The following is a 14,149-nucleotide window of genomic DNA, read 5'->3' as shown; positions in this document are numbered from 1 at the left end:
ACGCGGGGCCGCCATCGGGCGGCAATGAGGCTGTCAACGCGCTCGGTCCGACCGGCGCTCGTGGCGCAGGCCGATGGCCAATGCGACGAACGCAAGCACGACCAAAATGGCCGCGAAGACGACATCCGCCCACAGGCGCCCGACAAAGCGCGCGAGTACCGCGACGCCGACCGCCGGCAGCGAGTTGCCGCTGTAGCAGCACAGCAGGTAGGCGGACAGCAGTTCCGCGCGGCGTTCGGGGGGCGCGATCCGGTTGGCCTCCTGCAGGCTTCCCCGAAACCCGAAGGCCGATGCGATTCCGCATAGCGCCGTCGCCGATATCAACAGCACCATCGATCCGGCGAACTGTGCCCACAACAGCAACGCGAGGCTAGGCGGCAGCAGCCATAAACCGATGAACATGGTGGTGCGCGAAGCCAGCATCGGCGCGAGCGCGACCGTCGCCGCGCCGACGACGAAGATCTCGGCGACAACCGCCCCGCTCAACGCGGGACTGTGTTCGTGCATGCTGTTGGCCAGCAGATTCGGCAAAAGCGCGGCATAAAAGCCGAGCAACGCAAGCGTCGCGAATGCCGCGACGGCAGGGGGGACAAACGCCGCCCGGGACTCCGGAGGGATCCCGATCCGAGGCTTGTAGGAGACCTCGCCGCCCGAGTGCGCCGAAGATTCGACCGTCTCGCGAGTTCGCGCGGTGAGCACGGCCGTAACGACGAGCACCAGCAGGTAGACCGCATAGACCGTATGTAGCGGCCAAGGCGCGAATTGCGCGAGCAGCCCGGCTGCCAACACGCCGACGGCAAGCCCTGCCAGATTGACGGCAGCAGCGAGACGGCTCGCGTTTGCCTTGTCGGCGGCCCCGTACAGATCGGCGATCCAGGCCGTCGCCGTGGCCGCGCCCACGCCGATTGCGAGGCCGCTTGCCGCACGCCCGAGAAACAGAAGAGCCGGGTGGAAGGCAAAGAGGAACAGCAATGCGCTGACACCGCTCACCGCCAGTACGGTCAAGCTGACGGGCCGGCGACCGGCCTGGTCCGATATCCGTCCGAACACGAACAGGGCAGCCAGATTGCCGACCACGTAAGTCGCATACACGAGCGTGATCGACAGTTCGGACAGACCGAACTCGTGCTGATAGAGCGGATAGAGCGGCGTGACGATCGTGCTGCCCGCATACAGCGCGCCGAGTAGTACGGAAACCGCGACGAGCGATGTCCGGCCGTTCAATGCCACCTTGTGCAAGGTTCGCGTGTGCATCGTTTCCCCCGCGGATTCGAACGCTTCATTGACGGAGCAAGCTTCGTTCCGCGGGAGCCGGCCGGCACAGCATCGATGGCTTATTCTTCCAGCGCCGCCTGCGTGGCGGCCTGGGCCGCTTTCTCAGCGAGGCCCGGCTCGCGGGGCGTGCCGCGGGCCTTGGCGGCGATCTCGGCAAAGAAGTCGATCGTGCCGTTCATGGCATTCACGATGCTGTTGCCGACCGGAAACGTCAGCTCCAGCGGAGGATGTTCGATCGCACGCAACTCTGCCTCGCTGATCTGAACCGTGGCATCGCCATTGCCTGCCGTGGCGTTGTGCAGCCGCTCGATCGTCTTGTTGACGATCAGCTCGGCGATGCGGCGGTTTTTCTCCTGATCCGTCGTCAATAATCCGCCCAGACCGCCAAGGTACTTGCCCGTCAAAATACCGGTGCCAAGGCTCAGAACCTCGGTTGGCGTATTCACCGCGATCATTGCGACCTTTTGCATCATCTCCGAGATCAGGTGTGCGCGCGCCAGCGCGGTCACTGGAGCGAAGGCTGCCAGACTCAGTACCTGACCGATGCCCATCGAGTTGATCGTGTCCCCGACACCGCGAGTCACTTCGAACGCTCCCTGAATCTCATGCCCGACTTCCTTGACCAGCGCCCGAGCCGGCGTGACGTCCGACGAAGACGCGCCGCTCGCCTCGGGTGCGGGAAAAAGCCGGCCGAGCGCTGTTGAATGACAGCGGCGATCATCTGTTCCCGCGCCTTGGCCACCTCCATCGGGGCCATCGCCGCGGAGGTGGCCGTGGCGAGCACATTGGTGGCGACGTTGCCGGCGATCGCTCCCCCTTGCGGGTGACCTGCACGAGGTTCGACGGAATCGATCCGATCGCGGCGATCAAGCCGGAAACGGCGGAGTCTTTTACATCGTCCTTGACCTCCTCCATCGATTCCGGCAGCAAGCTGTAGCCTCGGAACCGCCCGATGATTCGCTTGACGAACATCGAGTCGGAGAACTCCGCCGGAGAGGGAACGGTGGAAGACGCGAATGCTTCGACGAAGCGCGTCGCCGTGCTGTCCTTGCCCAGCTTCTTGCCCACCTTCTTGACCATCGCCGAGACCGCTTTCACGTCCAGCAGATAGGCGATGAGTGTGCTGCCTCCGAGGCTCAGCGCCATGGCGGCAAGAAGTTTCCAGTCGAGTGTCTTCTGGTTGAGTACGGTGTTGATCGAATGCGCGCCGAGGCGCGCACGAAGTTCGAGCGTAGCGGGCTCTTCGTCGTTGAGCGCCTTTTCGATCAACGCCTTCAGCCCGGGATGATCGGTCTCGACCTCGTACTTCGTGCTTTTGAGGAATTCGAAAGGATGCAAATCGGCTGCACGTCCGTCGCTTGCGGCGCGGCCAGATATCGACGCTTCGCCGGTCGGTTCGGATCCGCTTCGCAGTTGGCGGGCATCGAGGTTCAGACGGGCACCGTCGGCAAAGCCGCTCGGGCCTTTTTTGATCGCCTGTCGGGCACTGTAGGTGGACAGGTCGATATCCACGGACAGCGGCTCTTCGGCGCCGGCCACATCGATGTGCTGGACTTTGCAGCCTTGCTCGAACCGACGCGCGTTGAGCAGGATCGATTTCTCGAGCGGCAGCGAAAGTCTCGTTCCCTTGGGCAAGTCCAGCTGATCGAGTTCGCCGGGGAACTTGGCATCGACGAATTTCAGCACCGCGTTGACGAAACGATCGCTGGATCGCAGCTTGGCGTCGCTGCCGCGTGCGACAGTCCCGCCCATCACGCTCGGCAGCCGCAGGTCGTCCACCGATGGCAACGTTTCGCCAAGCACGTGCGCCTTGTCGATTCCGTGGGCGGCGGCCAACTGCTCGATATCGATCGCGATATCGTCGCGCGAAGAGGCTTGCGAAGATCGCGAGCTGGCGTTGCCTCGACTCCCATCCGACACAATCTCGTCCTGCGAGCCGCCTGTGTGCAGGCCTTGCAGTTTCGCCGTGGTGGCGCTTCTCGGCGCCGTCGTCGAGACACCGGCTCCGTCTGCGGGGCTGCTCGATGCGAACGGCGCGAGCGGCGAGTCGACGAGGCGCCTGTCAGTGCGGGAGCCGGCGTTCGGCGGGTCGATATCGATCGCGATATGCTCGGGCGAGGACGGCGGAGATGCTGGGCTGGACGACGCGATGGACTTCAACATACAAGCAAGCCTCCTTGGAAAACGCGAACGGATAGCCCCGCCATAAACGCCGCCGCTGAGCATGCCGCCGCGAAAAAAGTCTTCGAGAATACGAGCCGCCGCGCCCGCCGCCCTATGCCAGCGGCGAAACGGCGGAGAAGAGGGCGAACGCCGGCGGCGCGCGGTTACCCGGCTTGACTGGCGCGCGATGCTATCCTCTCGTCCGATTCAACCCGGCGCGCGTGTCGCGCGACATCATCCATGACCGATCTCATCAAGCGCGCTTCGGCCGAGGCGCGCGCTTTCCGTGGCAAATCCGCCCGTTCATCCCGTCTCGAACGCGAAAGCGCGAGCATCAATGGCAAGCGTGCCGCGGCGCGCCGCGCGGCCGCACTCGACGACGCCCCGCGCATCGATGTGCCGCGCAAACCGCGATTCGCCCCCGTTACGTTCTCGGAAGAGGGCGGCGTCCGTTATCTGCATTTCGGTACTGAGTGGGTGCAAGGCGCAATGCGTATCCGAAAGCCCGATCACATCGAGCTCGAATACGCGCAGCAGATGATGGCGTGGCTGCTTTTTCTCGAAACGCCGAAGCGCATCGTCCAGCTCGGCCTCGGTACCGGCGCGCTCACGAAATTCGCCTATCGCTTCTTGCCGCGCGCGCGCGTCGACGCGGTCGAACTGAATCCCGCCGTCGTGGTTGCGGCCCGCACGATGTTCGCGCTGCCCTCCGACGATGCCCGCCTCTCGGTTCATGAAGCCGATGCCTGGGATTTCGTCAACGATCATGCGAACCGCGGCGACGTCGGCGTCATGCAAATCGATCTTTACGACGCGACGGCCCGCGGTCCGGTGCTCGACAGTGTGGCGTTCTATCGCGCCGTGCGGGCCTGCCTGACGAACGCCGGCATGGCGACGATCAACCTCTTTGGCGATCATCCGAGCTTCGTGCGCAACATGAAGCACTTGAAGGCTGCCTTCGACGGCCGCGTCGTCGCTTTGCCCGAGGTCCACGAAGGTAACCGCATCGTGCTCGCTTTCTCGGGGCCGGAGCTCGCCGTGCCGTTCACGGCGCTCAAATCGCGTGCCCGGCTGATCGAAGACAAGCTGGGCCTGCCGGCGCGCAAGTGGGTGAACGCGCTCGAAGCCGTCCAGCCGGAGCGCACGCCCGTCTTCTCCATCTGAGCCCGTGGCGGGGCGCTCGCTTGCCAGGGTCCTCCCCGCTTGACCGGCTGCGCGGCGCTCCTATACTCTTGCGAAGCTTTATAAGATGCCCGGGAACGCACCCGCGGGGGAGGCGGACCGGTCACGATACGGGTAGCAGCTTCGATAAAGAGTAAAAGAGGAGACGTCATGGCTCACAATGCCGACGCCAATCGAGCCGCCAAACACTGGCTCTGGCTGTTAGTCATCCCCTGGATCGCCATGATCTGGGTGCCGTCGTACAACAAGGTCGACCCACAGCTGTGGGGTTTCCCGTTCTTTTACTGGTATCAGCTCTTCTGGGTGCTCGTGAGCGCTGTCATCACGGCCTTCGTTTATCTGAAAACCAAGAATATCTCCAAGGCGAGCGCCGGAAACGGGGGCGCGCGATGAACGCCACCGCAACTATCGTCTTCGTTCTGTTTTTCGTCGGTGTCACGATTCTCGGTTTCTTCGCCGCGAACTGGCGTCGCGGCGACCTCGCTCATCTCGAGGAGTGGGGCCTGGGCGGCCGGCGCTTCGGCACGATCGTCACCTGGTTCCTGCTGGGCGGCGATCTCTATACGGCCTATACGTTCGTCGCCGTCCCGGCACTCGTGTTCGGCGCCGGCGCCATGGGCTTTTTTGCGCTGCCCTATACGATTCTCATCTATCCGTTCGCCTTCGTCGTGTTCCCGAAGCTCTGGGCCGTCGCGAAGCGCCATGGCTACGTGACCTCGGCCGACTTCGTGAGTGCGCGCTACGGCAGCCGGATGCTGGCGCTCGCTATCGCGGTGACCGGCATTCTCGCGACGATGCCCTACATCGCGCTGCAGCTCGTCGGCATCGAAGTCGTGATCGGTGCGCTCGGCTTCAATACGTCGGGCTTCGTGGGCGATCTGCCGCTCATCATCGCATTCGCGATCCTCGCAGCCTATACGTACACGTCTGGCTTGCGCGCGCCCGCAATGATCGCCGTCGTGAAGGATTTGCTGATCTACATCACGATCGCGGTAGCCATCGTGGTGATTCCGATGCAGTTGGGGGGCTTCTCCCACATCTTCAGCGCTGTGCCTCCGGCGAAACTGCTGCTCAAGGCACCGGATACCGCAAGCTTGAACGGCTACAGTGCCTACGCCTCGCTCGCGGTCGGTTCGGCGCTCGCGCTCTTTCTTTACCCGCACTCGATCACCGCGATTCTGTCGTCGTCCTCCGGCAACACGATTCGCCGCAATATGGCGATGCTGCCGGCGTACTCGCTCGTGCTCGGGCTGCTCGCGCTGCTGGGCTTCATGGCACTGGCATCGGGCGTGAAGGACATGCCGGAATTCGCGCCTTACTTCAAGGCTTTTGGCCCGAACTTCGCGGTTCCGGCGCTCTTCCTGCATTTCTTCCCGTCGTGGTTCGTCGGTGTCGCGTTCGCGGCAATCGGCATCGGGGCGCTCGTGCCGGCGGCGATCATGTCGATTGCGGCCGCCAATCTGTACACGCGCAACATCCACCGCGAGTTCGTCAACCGCAACATGACGCACGAGCAGGAGACGAATGTCGCGAAGCTGGTTTCGCTGATCGTGAAGATTGGCGCCGTGGCATTCATCCTGGGCTTGCCGTTGACTTACGCGATCCAGCTGCAGCTGCTCGGCGGAATCTGGATCATCCAGACGCTGCCGGCCATCGTGCTCGGCCTTTACACGCGTAAGCTCGACCACCGGGGCCTGCTCGCGGGCTGGGCGGTCGGCATCGGCATCGGTACCTGGATGGCGGCCTCGCAGAGTCTCAAGAGCTCGATCTTCACGCTGCACCTGGGCGGCATGGCGATTCCCGGCTACGCCGCACTCTGGTCGCTGATCGCGAATGTCGTCGTCGCCGTGGTTGTGAGCGTCATCGTTCGCGCGATTGGGATGAGCCTCGCCGAAGACCGCACGCGTCCCGAAGACTACCTCGACGCCATCGAAAGCTGAGCACGATCCCGCGCGCACCGCAGAGGTGAGCGGTGCGCGCGGCGCTACAATGTGGCGCCATGCTCACTCACCTCCGTCCGCGCACGCTCGTCGCGCGCCTCGCGCGCGCCGTCTCGTCCCCGTACTACCGCTATCGCTATGCGCGTGCTTTGCACGCCGTGCGCGTGGGGCTGGCGATGCTCGCCTCCATTCTCGTCACGACAGGCATTCATATCCCGAACGGGATCTGGGCGTCAGTGACCGTGCTCGTCGTGATCGGCGGCCTTCAGCATCACGGCAACATCCGCAAGCGTGCGGTCGAACGCGCGCTGGGCACCGTGCTTGGGGCCGGCGTCGGCCTCTTGTTGCTGGTTCAGTTGCACCTGATCGGCTCGATGCCGCTCATGTATGTGCTCATGTCGCTCGCGGCCGGCATCTGCGGCTATTTCGCGATCGGACGGCCCGGCTATATCGCGTTGCTGGCGGCGATCACGATCTGCATCGTCGCCGGTCATGGCGAGAGCACCATCGATACCGGCCTGTGGCGCACGCTCAACGTGTTGATCGGCATCGCCGTCGCACTCGCATTCTCGTTCGCGCTGCCGCTTTACGCGACTTACTCGTGGCGCTATCTGCTGGCGCGCAATCTGCGCGAATGCGCGCGTCTTTACACGCGTGTCGTTACCGGTGCGCCTGTCGATCCGGGCGAGCAGCTAGCCGCGTTCGCCGCGCTGGGGCAGCGGCTCGTCAAACTGCGCTCGCTCATGCCGTCGGTGGCCAAGGAGATCGATGTGCCGCTCAAGGAGCTCGAGTCGATCCAGCGGCTGCACCGTTCGATTTTGAGCGCGCTGGAAATGATGGCGACGGCGATGCGCGCCGAGCCGCGCAGCGCGGCAACGACCGCCCGCGACGATCGGCGCACCCCCAATATTTACGCGGTCCGCACGACGCTGATCGCGATCGCCCGCGCGTTGCGTTTCGGCTCGAATACCCGGAAGTGGCTGCCGGTCACCGGCGCCTGGCCGCCCGACGCGTTGCCTATCGTGGTGAGCGGCTCCGAAGCGCTAAACGGCCCGCAGTGGCTCGCCGAGCGCTTCGCCGCGCAGGTGGACGAACTACGCGTGCTGCTCGCGCGCACCGAGAGCCACTGGAATATCGAGCGGCGATCCGCTGTGGTGGCTCAGCACTGACCCGCTGCCTATCCCCGGACGCGGCGCCGCTGGCCGCTGCCGGGTGAGAGCGTCAGGCCGCCGCGCCTTCGGTCATCGGCTTTGCCGCCATGACCATCCACGGGATCCCGAACTTATCGGTCACCATGCCGAAGCCATTGGCAAAGAAAGTCGGTTGCCATTCGAGCCTGATTTGGCCGCCTTCGGCCAGCGCATCGAAGCGCGCCTTCGCTTCGGCCGGATCGTCTAGCGAAAGCGACAGGCTGAACCCCGTGTGGGACTCGGGCTGCTGACCGGGGTGGCCGTCGCTTGCCATCAGCACCGCCTCGCCGACCCGGAAACTCGTGTGCATGATCTGATCGCCGTGTTCTCCCTGAGCCGCATCGGCGCCGGGGGCCTCGTTGTTGCGCAACATGAACAGCACTTCGGCGCCCAGCTTGTCCCGGTAGAAGGCGAGTGCCTCCTCGCAGCGACCATAAAAGAAGAGATAGCTCTGGACCTGCATGATCGTCTCCTTGGGTGATGTTCGGTGGGGGCAACTCCGGGCCTGTCGCGCGGGCCGGCCTTCAGCGCAGCGTCTCGATCAGCTTTTCGAGCTTGATCGCGTCGGCTGCGAAGACACGGATGCCTTCGGCGAGCTTTTCGGTCGCCATCGCGTCGTCGTTGAGCTGAAAGCGGAACGACGGCTCGTCAACCGCGATACGCTCGATGGACGGGTCCGTTTCCATTTGCGGCGAAAGCTTGCGCTCGACCGGCTCCTTGCTGTCCTGCAGTTTTTGCAGCAGATCCGGGCTGATCGTCAACAAATCGCAGCCCGCGAGTTCGAGGATCTGGCTCGTCGTGCGAAAGCTCGCGCCCATGACTTCCGTCGGAAAGCCGAACTTCTTGAAATAAGCATAGATGCGCCGGACCGATTGGACGCCCGGATCGTTGGCGCCGCCCATCGTCGCTTCGTTCCAGTCGCTGCCGGCTTGTTTCTTGTACCAGTCGTAGATGCGACCGACGAACGGCGAGATCAGCTTCGCCCCGGCCTCGGCGGAGGCCGCCGCCTGCACGGGCGAAAAGAGCAGCGTCATGTTGCAGTTCACGCCTTCTTTTTGCAGCGCCTCGGCCGCGCGCACGCCTTCCCAGGTCGAAGCGAGCTTGATCAGGACGCGCTCGCGATCGACGCCGGCGGCCTTGTACAGCGCGATGAGTTCGTGGGCTTTGTCGATCGAAGCTTGCGTGTCGAAGGAGAGCCGGGCATCGACTTCCGTCGATACGCGCCCGGGAATGATCTTGAGGATCTCGGTTCCGAACGCGATGAGCAGATTGTCGATGATAGCCTTGGCCGGCCTGTCGGCGTGATCGCGCACGGTTTTTTCGAGCAGCGGCTTGTAGGCGTCTTTTTGCACGGCCTTGAGCACCAGCGACGGGTTCGTGGTCGCGTCGCGCGGCTTGTACTGCACGAACTGCTGGAAATCGCCCGTGTCGGCGACGACGGTCGTGTATTGCTTCAGTTGGTCGAGGGCAGTGGTCATGGCGGATGAGCGGGCCCGTAGCCCGTGCTGGAAGACGGTGAAAGGGTCGGGCACCGCGTCCGGCGCGCCGACGACAACTCTATTTTAGCGGCAGCGGCGAGCGGCGGTGTTTCTAAAGCCCGCGGGCACGGTTACTTACTGAGCGCGCGCATGGCCGTCTCGAGTCCGGCCAGCGTCAGCGGGTACATGCGCTCCCCGAGCAATTGCCTGATGATCGCGACCGACTGGCGGTACTCCCACAGTCCCTGCGGTTCGGGGTTCAGCCAGGCATGGTGCGGGAACTGGTCGGCCAGGCGGCGCAGCCAGACGGCCCCTGCCTCGGGATTGTTGTATTCGACGGAGCCGCCCGCTTGCAGCACCTCGTAGGGGCTCATGGTGGCGTCGCCGACGAAGACGAGCTTGTAGTCGGGCGTGAACTTGTGCAGTACGTCCCATGTGGCGATGCGTTCGAGATGCCGGCGGCGATTGTGTTTCCACAGGAAGTCATAGACGCAATTGTGGAAGTAGTAGAACTCGAGATGCTTGAATTCGGCCTTCGCCGCCGAAAAAAGCTCCTCGGTGCGCAGGATGTGATCGTCCATCGAGCCGCCGACATCGAGCAGCATCAGCACCTTCACCGTGTTGTGCCGCTCCGGCACCATCTTGAGGTCGAGCCAGCCGGCGTTGGCCGCCGTGCTGCGGATCGTATCGGGCAAGTCGAGCTCTTCGGCCGCGCCCTCGCGCGCGAAGCGGCGCAGCCGGCGCAGCGCCACCTTGATATTGCGCGTGCCGATTTCCACCTGATCGTCGTAGTCGCGATAGCCGCGCGCTTCCCAAACCTTGACCGCTGTGCGGTGGCCGGCGGATTCTCCACCGATGCGGACACCTTCGGGGTGATAGCCGCCATTGCCGAACGGCGAGGTGCCGCCCGTGCCGATCCACTTGTTGCCGCCTTCGTGGCGCGCTTTTTGTTCATCGAAGAGCGCCTTCAGGCGCTCCATCAACTTGTCGAGGCCACCCATCGCCTCGACCGCCGCCTTTTCCTCGGGCGTGAACTCGCGTTCGAGGCGTCGTTTCAGCCATTCAGGCGGCACGGCGACCATCGCCTCGGCAAGCTTCTCGGCACCGCGGAAATAGGCCGCGAAGGCCTGATCGAACTTGTCGAAATAGCGCTCGTCTTTCACGAGTGTGAGGCGGGCCAGGAAGTAGAACTCATCGAGCGACGGCGCAATCACGCGCGCGCGCAACGCCTCGACGAGCGTCAGATACTCCTTGACCGAGACGGGCAGGCGCGCCGCGCGCAACGTATAGAAGAAGTCGATGAGCATGGCGGACTGATCCGAAAAACGCGGCCGAACTCGCGGCTTACCGGTTATGCCGGTTCATGAAGACGAGCCGCTCGAGAAGGCTCACGTCCTGTTCGTTTTTCAGCAGCGCGCCGGCAAGCGGCGGCACGACTTGCTTGCCGTCGGGCGCGTGCAGCGCCTCGGGGGCGATGTCTTCGGCGAGCAGCAGTTTGAGCCAGTCGAGCAGCTCCGAGGTGGACGGTTTTTTCTTCAAGCCCGATACGCTGCGTAGCGAAAAGAAGCTTTCGAGCGCGGCATGCAGCAGATCCTCGCGGACGTTGGGATAGTGCACTTCGACGATCTTTTGCATCGTCGCCGGGTCGGGGAACTGGATGTAGTGAAAGAAGCAGCGGCGCAGGAATGCGTCGGGCAGCTCCTTTTCGTTGTTCGAGGTGATGACGACGAGCGGACGGTGGCGGGCACGTACGATCTCGCGTGTTTCATAGACGTGGAACTCCATGCGATCGAGTTCGCGCAGCAAGTCGTTCGGGAATTCGATGTCGGCCTTGTCGATTTCGTCGATGAGCAGCACGGCCGGCTCGTCCGATTCGAAGGCTTGCCAGAGCACGCCCTTGACGATGTAATTGGCAATGTCGCGCACGCGCGCGTCGCCGAGCTGCGAATCGCGCAGACGCGAGACGGCGTCGTACTCGTACAGGCCTTGCTGGGCTTTCGTCGTCGATTTGATGTGCCACTGAAAGAGCGGCATGCCGAGCGAGGCAGCGACCTCTTCCGCGAGCATCGTCTTGCCCGTGCCAGGCTCGCCCTTGATCAGCAGCGGCCTTTTGAGCGTCATGGCGGCGTTGACGGCGAGCTTGAGATCGTCTGTGGCGACGTATTGCGACGAACCTTCGAAACGCATGGCGACCGCTCTCGCGAAAAGAATCCAGTATATGCCAGAAGGCGCCGCCGCCTGCGGCACGATGTCGCAGGGCTATGCGCGAGCCTTTTCGGGCGGGGCCGGCGGGGGGTATTGCCGATGTGGACCGCGGCCATCCGTCGCGGTACAATTGCCGCGATTTTTTGGCCTCTTGGCCATTCCATAATGAAGCGCGGCGCGATACGATCTGTGCCGCCGCCCGGCAGCAGGTGTGCGGGCGCTCGTTTCCCCTCAGCCAGGTTACAAGCTATGAACTCTTTCGTCGGCAAACATGTCGTGACCGCAGCGCTTGCCGCGCTCGCGGGGTTCGCGCTGAACGCCCAGGCGGCCGATATCGTCGGCAATGCGAAGGCGGCTCAGGGCAAGGTCGCGATGTGTATCGGCTGCCACGGCATTGCCGATTACCGCACGGCTTATCCCGAGGTCTACAAGGTTCCGATGCTGGGCGGCCAGAACGCGCAATACCTGGCGAACGCATTGCACGGGTACAAGAAGGGCGATCGCCACTTCGACACGATGCATGCAATCGCGAGTTCGCTGACCGATCAGGACATCGCCGATATCGCCGCTTATTACGCGGCGCAGACGGCTTCGTCGCCGAACAATCCCGAAAAGTAACTGCGCGGTCGCTTCCAGCTCTTTCAGGCACTCTCATTTCGCGGGATAGGAGAATTCATGTACAAGCCCGATCAGGCACTTCGGACAATCGCCATGGTTGCGGGGGCGGCGATGGCCATCGGCGCGCTTGCCGTATCGAATCCGGCGGCCGCTGCGAGCGCATCGAATGGCAAGGCGCTCGTCGAGAGCCATAACTGCGCGGCGTGTCACGGTCCGAATCTGAACAAGCCTGTGACGCCGGAGTACCCGAAGCTCGCCGGTCAGCACTCGAGCTACGTCTACTGGGCTTTGAAGCAATACCAGATGGGCACCAGCAATCCGAAGCTCGGCCGCAACAACGCGATCATGCAGGCGCAGGTGCAAAGCTTGTCGCAAAGCGATATGAAGGATATCGCCGCTTATATCGAATCGCTCGACGGAGATCTCGTCCAGAAGAAGTAAGGGCGGCGTTCGTCCGGCGCGTGTCGTCCCCGTTCACCGGGAGCGCCGCGGCAACCAAGCAAACACCCCGCCGTGAGCGGGGTGTTTGCTTTTAGCGCGCCTGGCAACGAGGCGACGTGTCGTTGCCGAGGGCACGCGAGAGCGGCTCAGTCGCGCGATGCGCGCCGCTCGATGCGGGCGAGATAGGCGTCGGTATCGAGCGGCGCGTTATTGCGTTGTGCCTCCCAGATCGTTTCGCCCAAGCAGTCCATGATCGCGTGGTGTGCTTCGTGCGTCGAGCCGAGCCGCGCGACGAGCCGCTCATGCGCCGCACGGATGCCCGGCGGCTGATCGATCGAAAGCTGCTCGCTGATCGCGAGGTGCATCGACAGATGCAGATAAGGATTGGTGCGCCCGCTTTCGGGCGAATATTCGGCCGACGACGCGGCCGCTTCGTCGGCGACCTCTTCGTGATATTCCGGGTGCTCGACGATCCAGTCGGCCGCAATCGCTTCGAGCGGCGTGAGGATGTCACCTGCGCGCTGTTTGCGCCAAGTGTCGGTGAAAAAGCGTCGGACTTCGTCGCGGCTGGGATTGAACATCGTCGAAAGAGACAAGGTGCCCGTCGCGCGAGCGCGGGCGATGGCGCATTCGTGCCGACGGCGGGTGGCTGAAACCGGTATTCTACGTCGCGCGAGAGATTCCCTCATTTCGAATGTCCCGGTTTCCATGACCTCCCGTATCGATACGCTTTACGGCGCGGCGTTCGTCGCGCTGTCCGCCGCGGCATTTGGCGCGATGGCCATCTTCGCCCGCTACGCCTATGCCGGCGGCACTGACGTGCTGGGTCTGCTCACGTTGCGCTTTGCCATCGGCGGCGCCATCCTCGGCTGGACGGCGCGCCGCCGCGGTATGGTTTGGCCCAGAGGGCGCGCGCTGGCCGCGATCGCGGCGTTGGGGGCCGTAGGCTACGTCGGTCAGTCGCTCTGCTATTTCATTGCGCTGCAGCACGCGCAAGCGAGTCTCGTCGCGCTACTGCTTTATCTGTACCCCGCCTTCGTCACCGTGCTCGCGGCATGGTGGCTGCATGAGCGGCTCACCCCGGTCAAATGCGCGGCGCTCGTACTCTGCCTCGCGGGTACGGCGCTGATGGTGGGAGGCGGCCGCGGCGAGCCGCTCGGCATTGCGCTCGGGCTCGGCGCAGCGGTGATCTACTCGATCTATATCGTCGCCGGTACGCGTGCGACGCGTGGCATCGACCCCCATGTGACGACGAGCGTTATCTGCCTCGTAGCCGCTGTCGTGTTCGGCGCGCTGTCGCTCGCACGCTCGGCAGCGGGCGTGCCGCCCCACTGGCCCGCGACGGCCGGGGGCTGGGCCGCTGTCATCGCCATTGCGCTCATTTCCACGGTGCTCGCCATGCTCGCGTTCTTCGCGGGTCTCGCGCGGCTCGGTGCGGCGCGTACGTCGATGCTTTCGACGCTCGAACCCGTCGTCACCGTAACGCTCGCGTCGCTGCTGCTCGGCGAATCGTTGAGCGCCATGCAATGGGTCGGCGGCGCGTCGGTGCTCGGTGGCGTCCTCTGGCTCGTGCGTGCCGGCGGTGGGGCGTCGGAGGACGCGGTCGCGCTGGAGGCGAACCAGTAGGCGCGCAATCGGTTCACCGATCGGCCGGGCG

General features: G+C 64.0%; 15 protein-coding genes. 7 read left to right on the top strand and 8 right to left on the bottom strand.

Translation table 11 applies throughout. From position 1 onward, the window contains the following. Nucleotides 1-33: 33 nt before the first annotated feature. The 3 genes from ACR9ZC_RS22310 to ACR9ZC_RS22300 all read right to left on the bottom strand — a co-directional run bounded on the left by ACR9ZC_RS22310 (nt 34) and on the right by ACR9ZC_RS22300 (nt 3,438). A complete protein-coding gene (locus tag ACR9ZC_RS22310) occupies nt 34-1,254 on the bottom strand; it encodes an MFS transporter (protein ID WP_481581936.1) in 1,221 nt (406 codons plus the stop codon). Between the two features lie 80 nt (nt 1,255-1,334). Beyond that, a complete protein-coding gene (locus tag ACR9ZC_RS22305) occupies nt 1,335-1,826 on the bottom strand; it encodes a hypothetical protein (protein ID WP_481581935.1) in 492 nt (163 codons plus the stop codon). A gap of 166 nt (nt 1,827-1,992) precedes the next feature. Further along, entirely contained in the window at nt 1,993-3,438 is a 1,446-nt protein-coding gene (locus tag ACR9ZC_RS22300) for a hypothetical protein (protein WP_481581934.1), read from the bottom strand. A 240-nt stretch (nt 3,439-3,678) separates the two neighbouring features. On the opposite strand from ACR9ZC_RS22300, the gene ACR9ZC_RS22295 reads away from it, so the two are divergent. The 4 genes from ACR9ZC_RS22295 to ACR9ZC_RS22280 all read left to right on the top strand — a co-directional run bounded on the left by ACR9ZC_RS22295 (nt 3,679) and on the right by ACR9ZC_RS22280 (nt 7,729). After that, nucleotides 3,679-4,602 (top strand): class I SAM-dependent methyltransferase, encoded by a 924-nt coding sequence (locus tag ACR9ZC_RS22295; protein WP_481581933.1) that lies wholly within the window; start codon nt 3,679-3,681, stop codon nt 4,600-4,602. Between the two features lie 168 nt (nt 4,603-4,770). Continuing rightward, nucleotides 4,771-5,013: a DUF3311 domain-containing protein gene (locus ACR9ZC_RS22290; protein WP_173256500.1), complete on the top strand. Its 243-nt coding sequence runs from the start codon at nt 4,771-4,773 to the stop codon at nt 5,011-5,013. Continuing rightward, nucleotides 5,010-6,560: a monocarboxylate uptake permease MctP gene (mctP, locus tag ACR9ZC_RS22285; RefSeq protein ID WP_440561315.1), complete on the top strand. Its 1,551-nt coding sequence runs from the start codon at nt 5,010-5,012 to the stop codon at nt 6,558-6,560. The genes ACR9ZC_RS22290 and mctP overlap by 4 nt, the downstream gene beginning before the upstream one ends. Nucleotides 6,561-6,619: 59 nt before the next feature. Further along, entirely contained in the window at nt 6,620-7,729 is a 1,110-nt protein-coding gene (locus ACR9ZC_RS22280) for an FUSC family protein (RefSeq protein WP_481581932.1), read from the top strand. Nucleotides 7,730-7,781: 52 nt separating this feature from the next. On the opposite strand, the gene ACR9ZC_RS22275 is transcribed toward ACR9ZC_RS22280, so the two are convergent. The 4 genes from ACR9ZC_RS22275 to ACR9ZC_RS22260 form a co-directional block, all read right to left on the bottom strand. Further along, nucleotides 7,782-8,213, bottom strand: a complete 432-nt coding sequence (locus ACR9ZC_RS22275) for a VOC family protein (protein WP_440561311.1) — start codon at nt 8,211-8,213, stop codon at nt 7,782-7,784. A 61-nt stretch (nt 8,214-8,274) separates the two neighbouring features. After that, complete coding sequence (tal, locus tag ACR9ZC_RS22270) at nt 8,275-9,228, bottom strand: transaldolase (RefSeq protein WP_440561309.1); 954 nt, start codon at nt 9,226-9,228, stop codon at nt 8,275-8,277. A 131-nt stretch (nt 9,229-9,359) separates the two neighbouring features. Continuing rightward, on the bottom strand, nt 9,360-10,535 hold the full coding sequence (locus tag ACR9ZC_RS22265) for a vWA domain-containing protein (protein ID WP_481581931.1): 1,176 nt from the start codon (nt 10,533-10,535) through the stop codon (nt 9,360-9,362). Nucleotides 10,536-10,572: 37 nt separating this feature from the next. After that, nucleotides 10,573-11,415 (bottom strand): AAA family ATPase, encoded by an 843-nt coding sequence (locus ACR9ZC_RS22260; RefSeq protein WP_331571810.1) that lies wholly within the window; start codon nt 11,413-11,415, stop codon nt 10,573-10,575. A gap of 267 nt (nt 11,416-11,682) precedes the next feature. Here ACR9ZC_RS22260 and ACR9ZC_RS22255 point away from each other — a divergent pair, with 267 nt between their 5' ends. Further along, nucleotides 11,683-12,051 (top strand): c-type cytochrome, encoded by a 369-nt coding sequence (locus ACR9ZC_RS22255; RefSeq protein ID WP_331571808.1) that lies wholly within the window; start codon nt 11,683-11,685, stop codon nt 12,049-12,051. Between the two features lie 57 nt (nt 12,052-12,108). Further along, nucleotides 12,109-12,492, top strand: a complete 384-nt coding sequence (locus tag ACR9ZC_RS22250) for a c-type cytochrome (RefSeq protein WP_331571806.1) — start codon at nt 12,109-12,111, stop codon at nt 12,490-12,492. A gap of 146 nt (nt 12,493-12,638) precedes the next feature. On the opposite strand, the gene ACR9ZC_RS22245 is transcribed toward ACR9ZC_RS22250, so the two are convergent. Beyond that, complete coding sequence (locus ACR9ZC_RS22245) at nt 12,639-13,073, bottom strand: DUF1841 family protein (RefSeq protein WP_481582742.1); 435 nt, start codon at nt 13,071-13,073, stop codon at nt 12,639-12,641. Between the two features lie 127 nt (nt 13,074-13,200). Between ACR9ZC_RS22245 and ACR9ZC_RS22240 the strand changes: the two genes are divergently transcribed. After that, a complete protein-coding gene (locus ACR9ZC_RS22240; RefSeq protein WP_481581930.1) occupies nt 13,201-14,118 on the top strand; it encodes a DMT family transporter in 918 nt (305 codons plus the stop codon). Nucleotides 14,119-14,149: the final 31 nt, after the last annotated feature.

Source organism: Trinickia sp. HAY1-2D (assembly GCF_056754935.1).
This window is presented reverse-complemented; position numbering and strand designations above follow the sequence as displayed.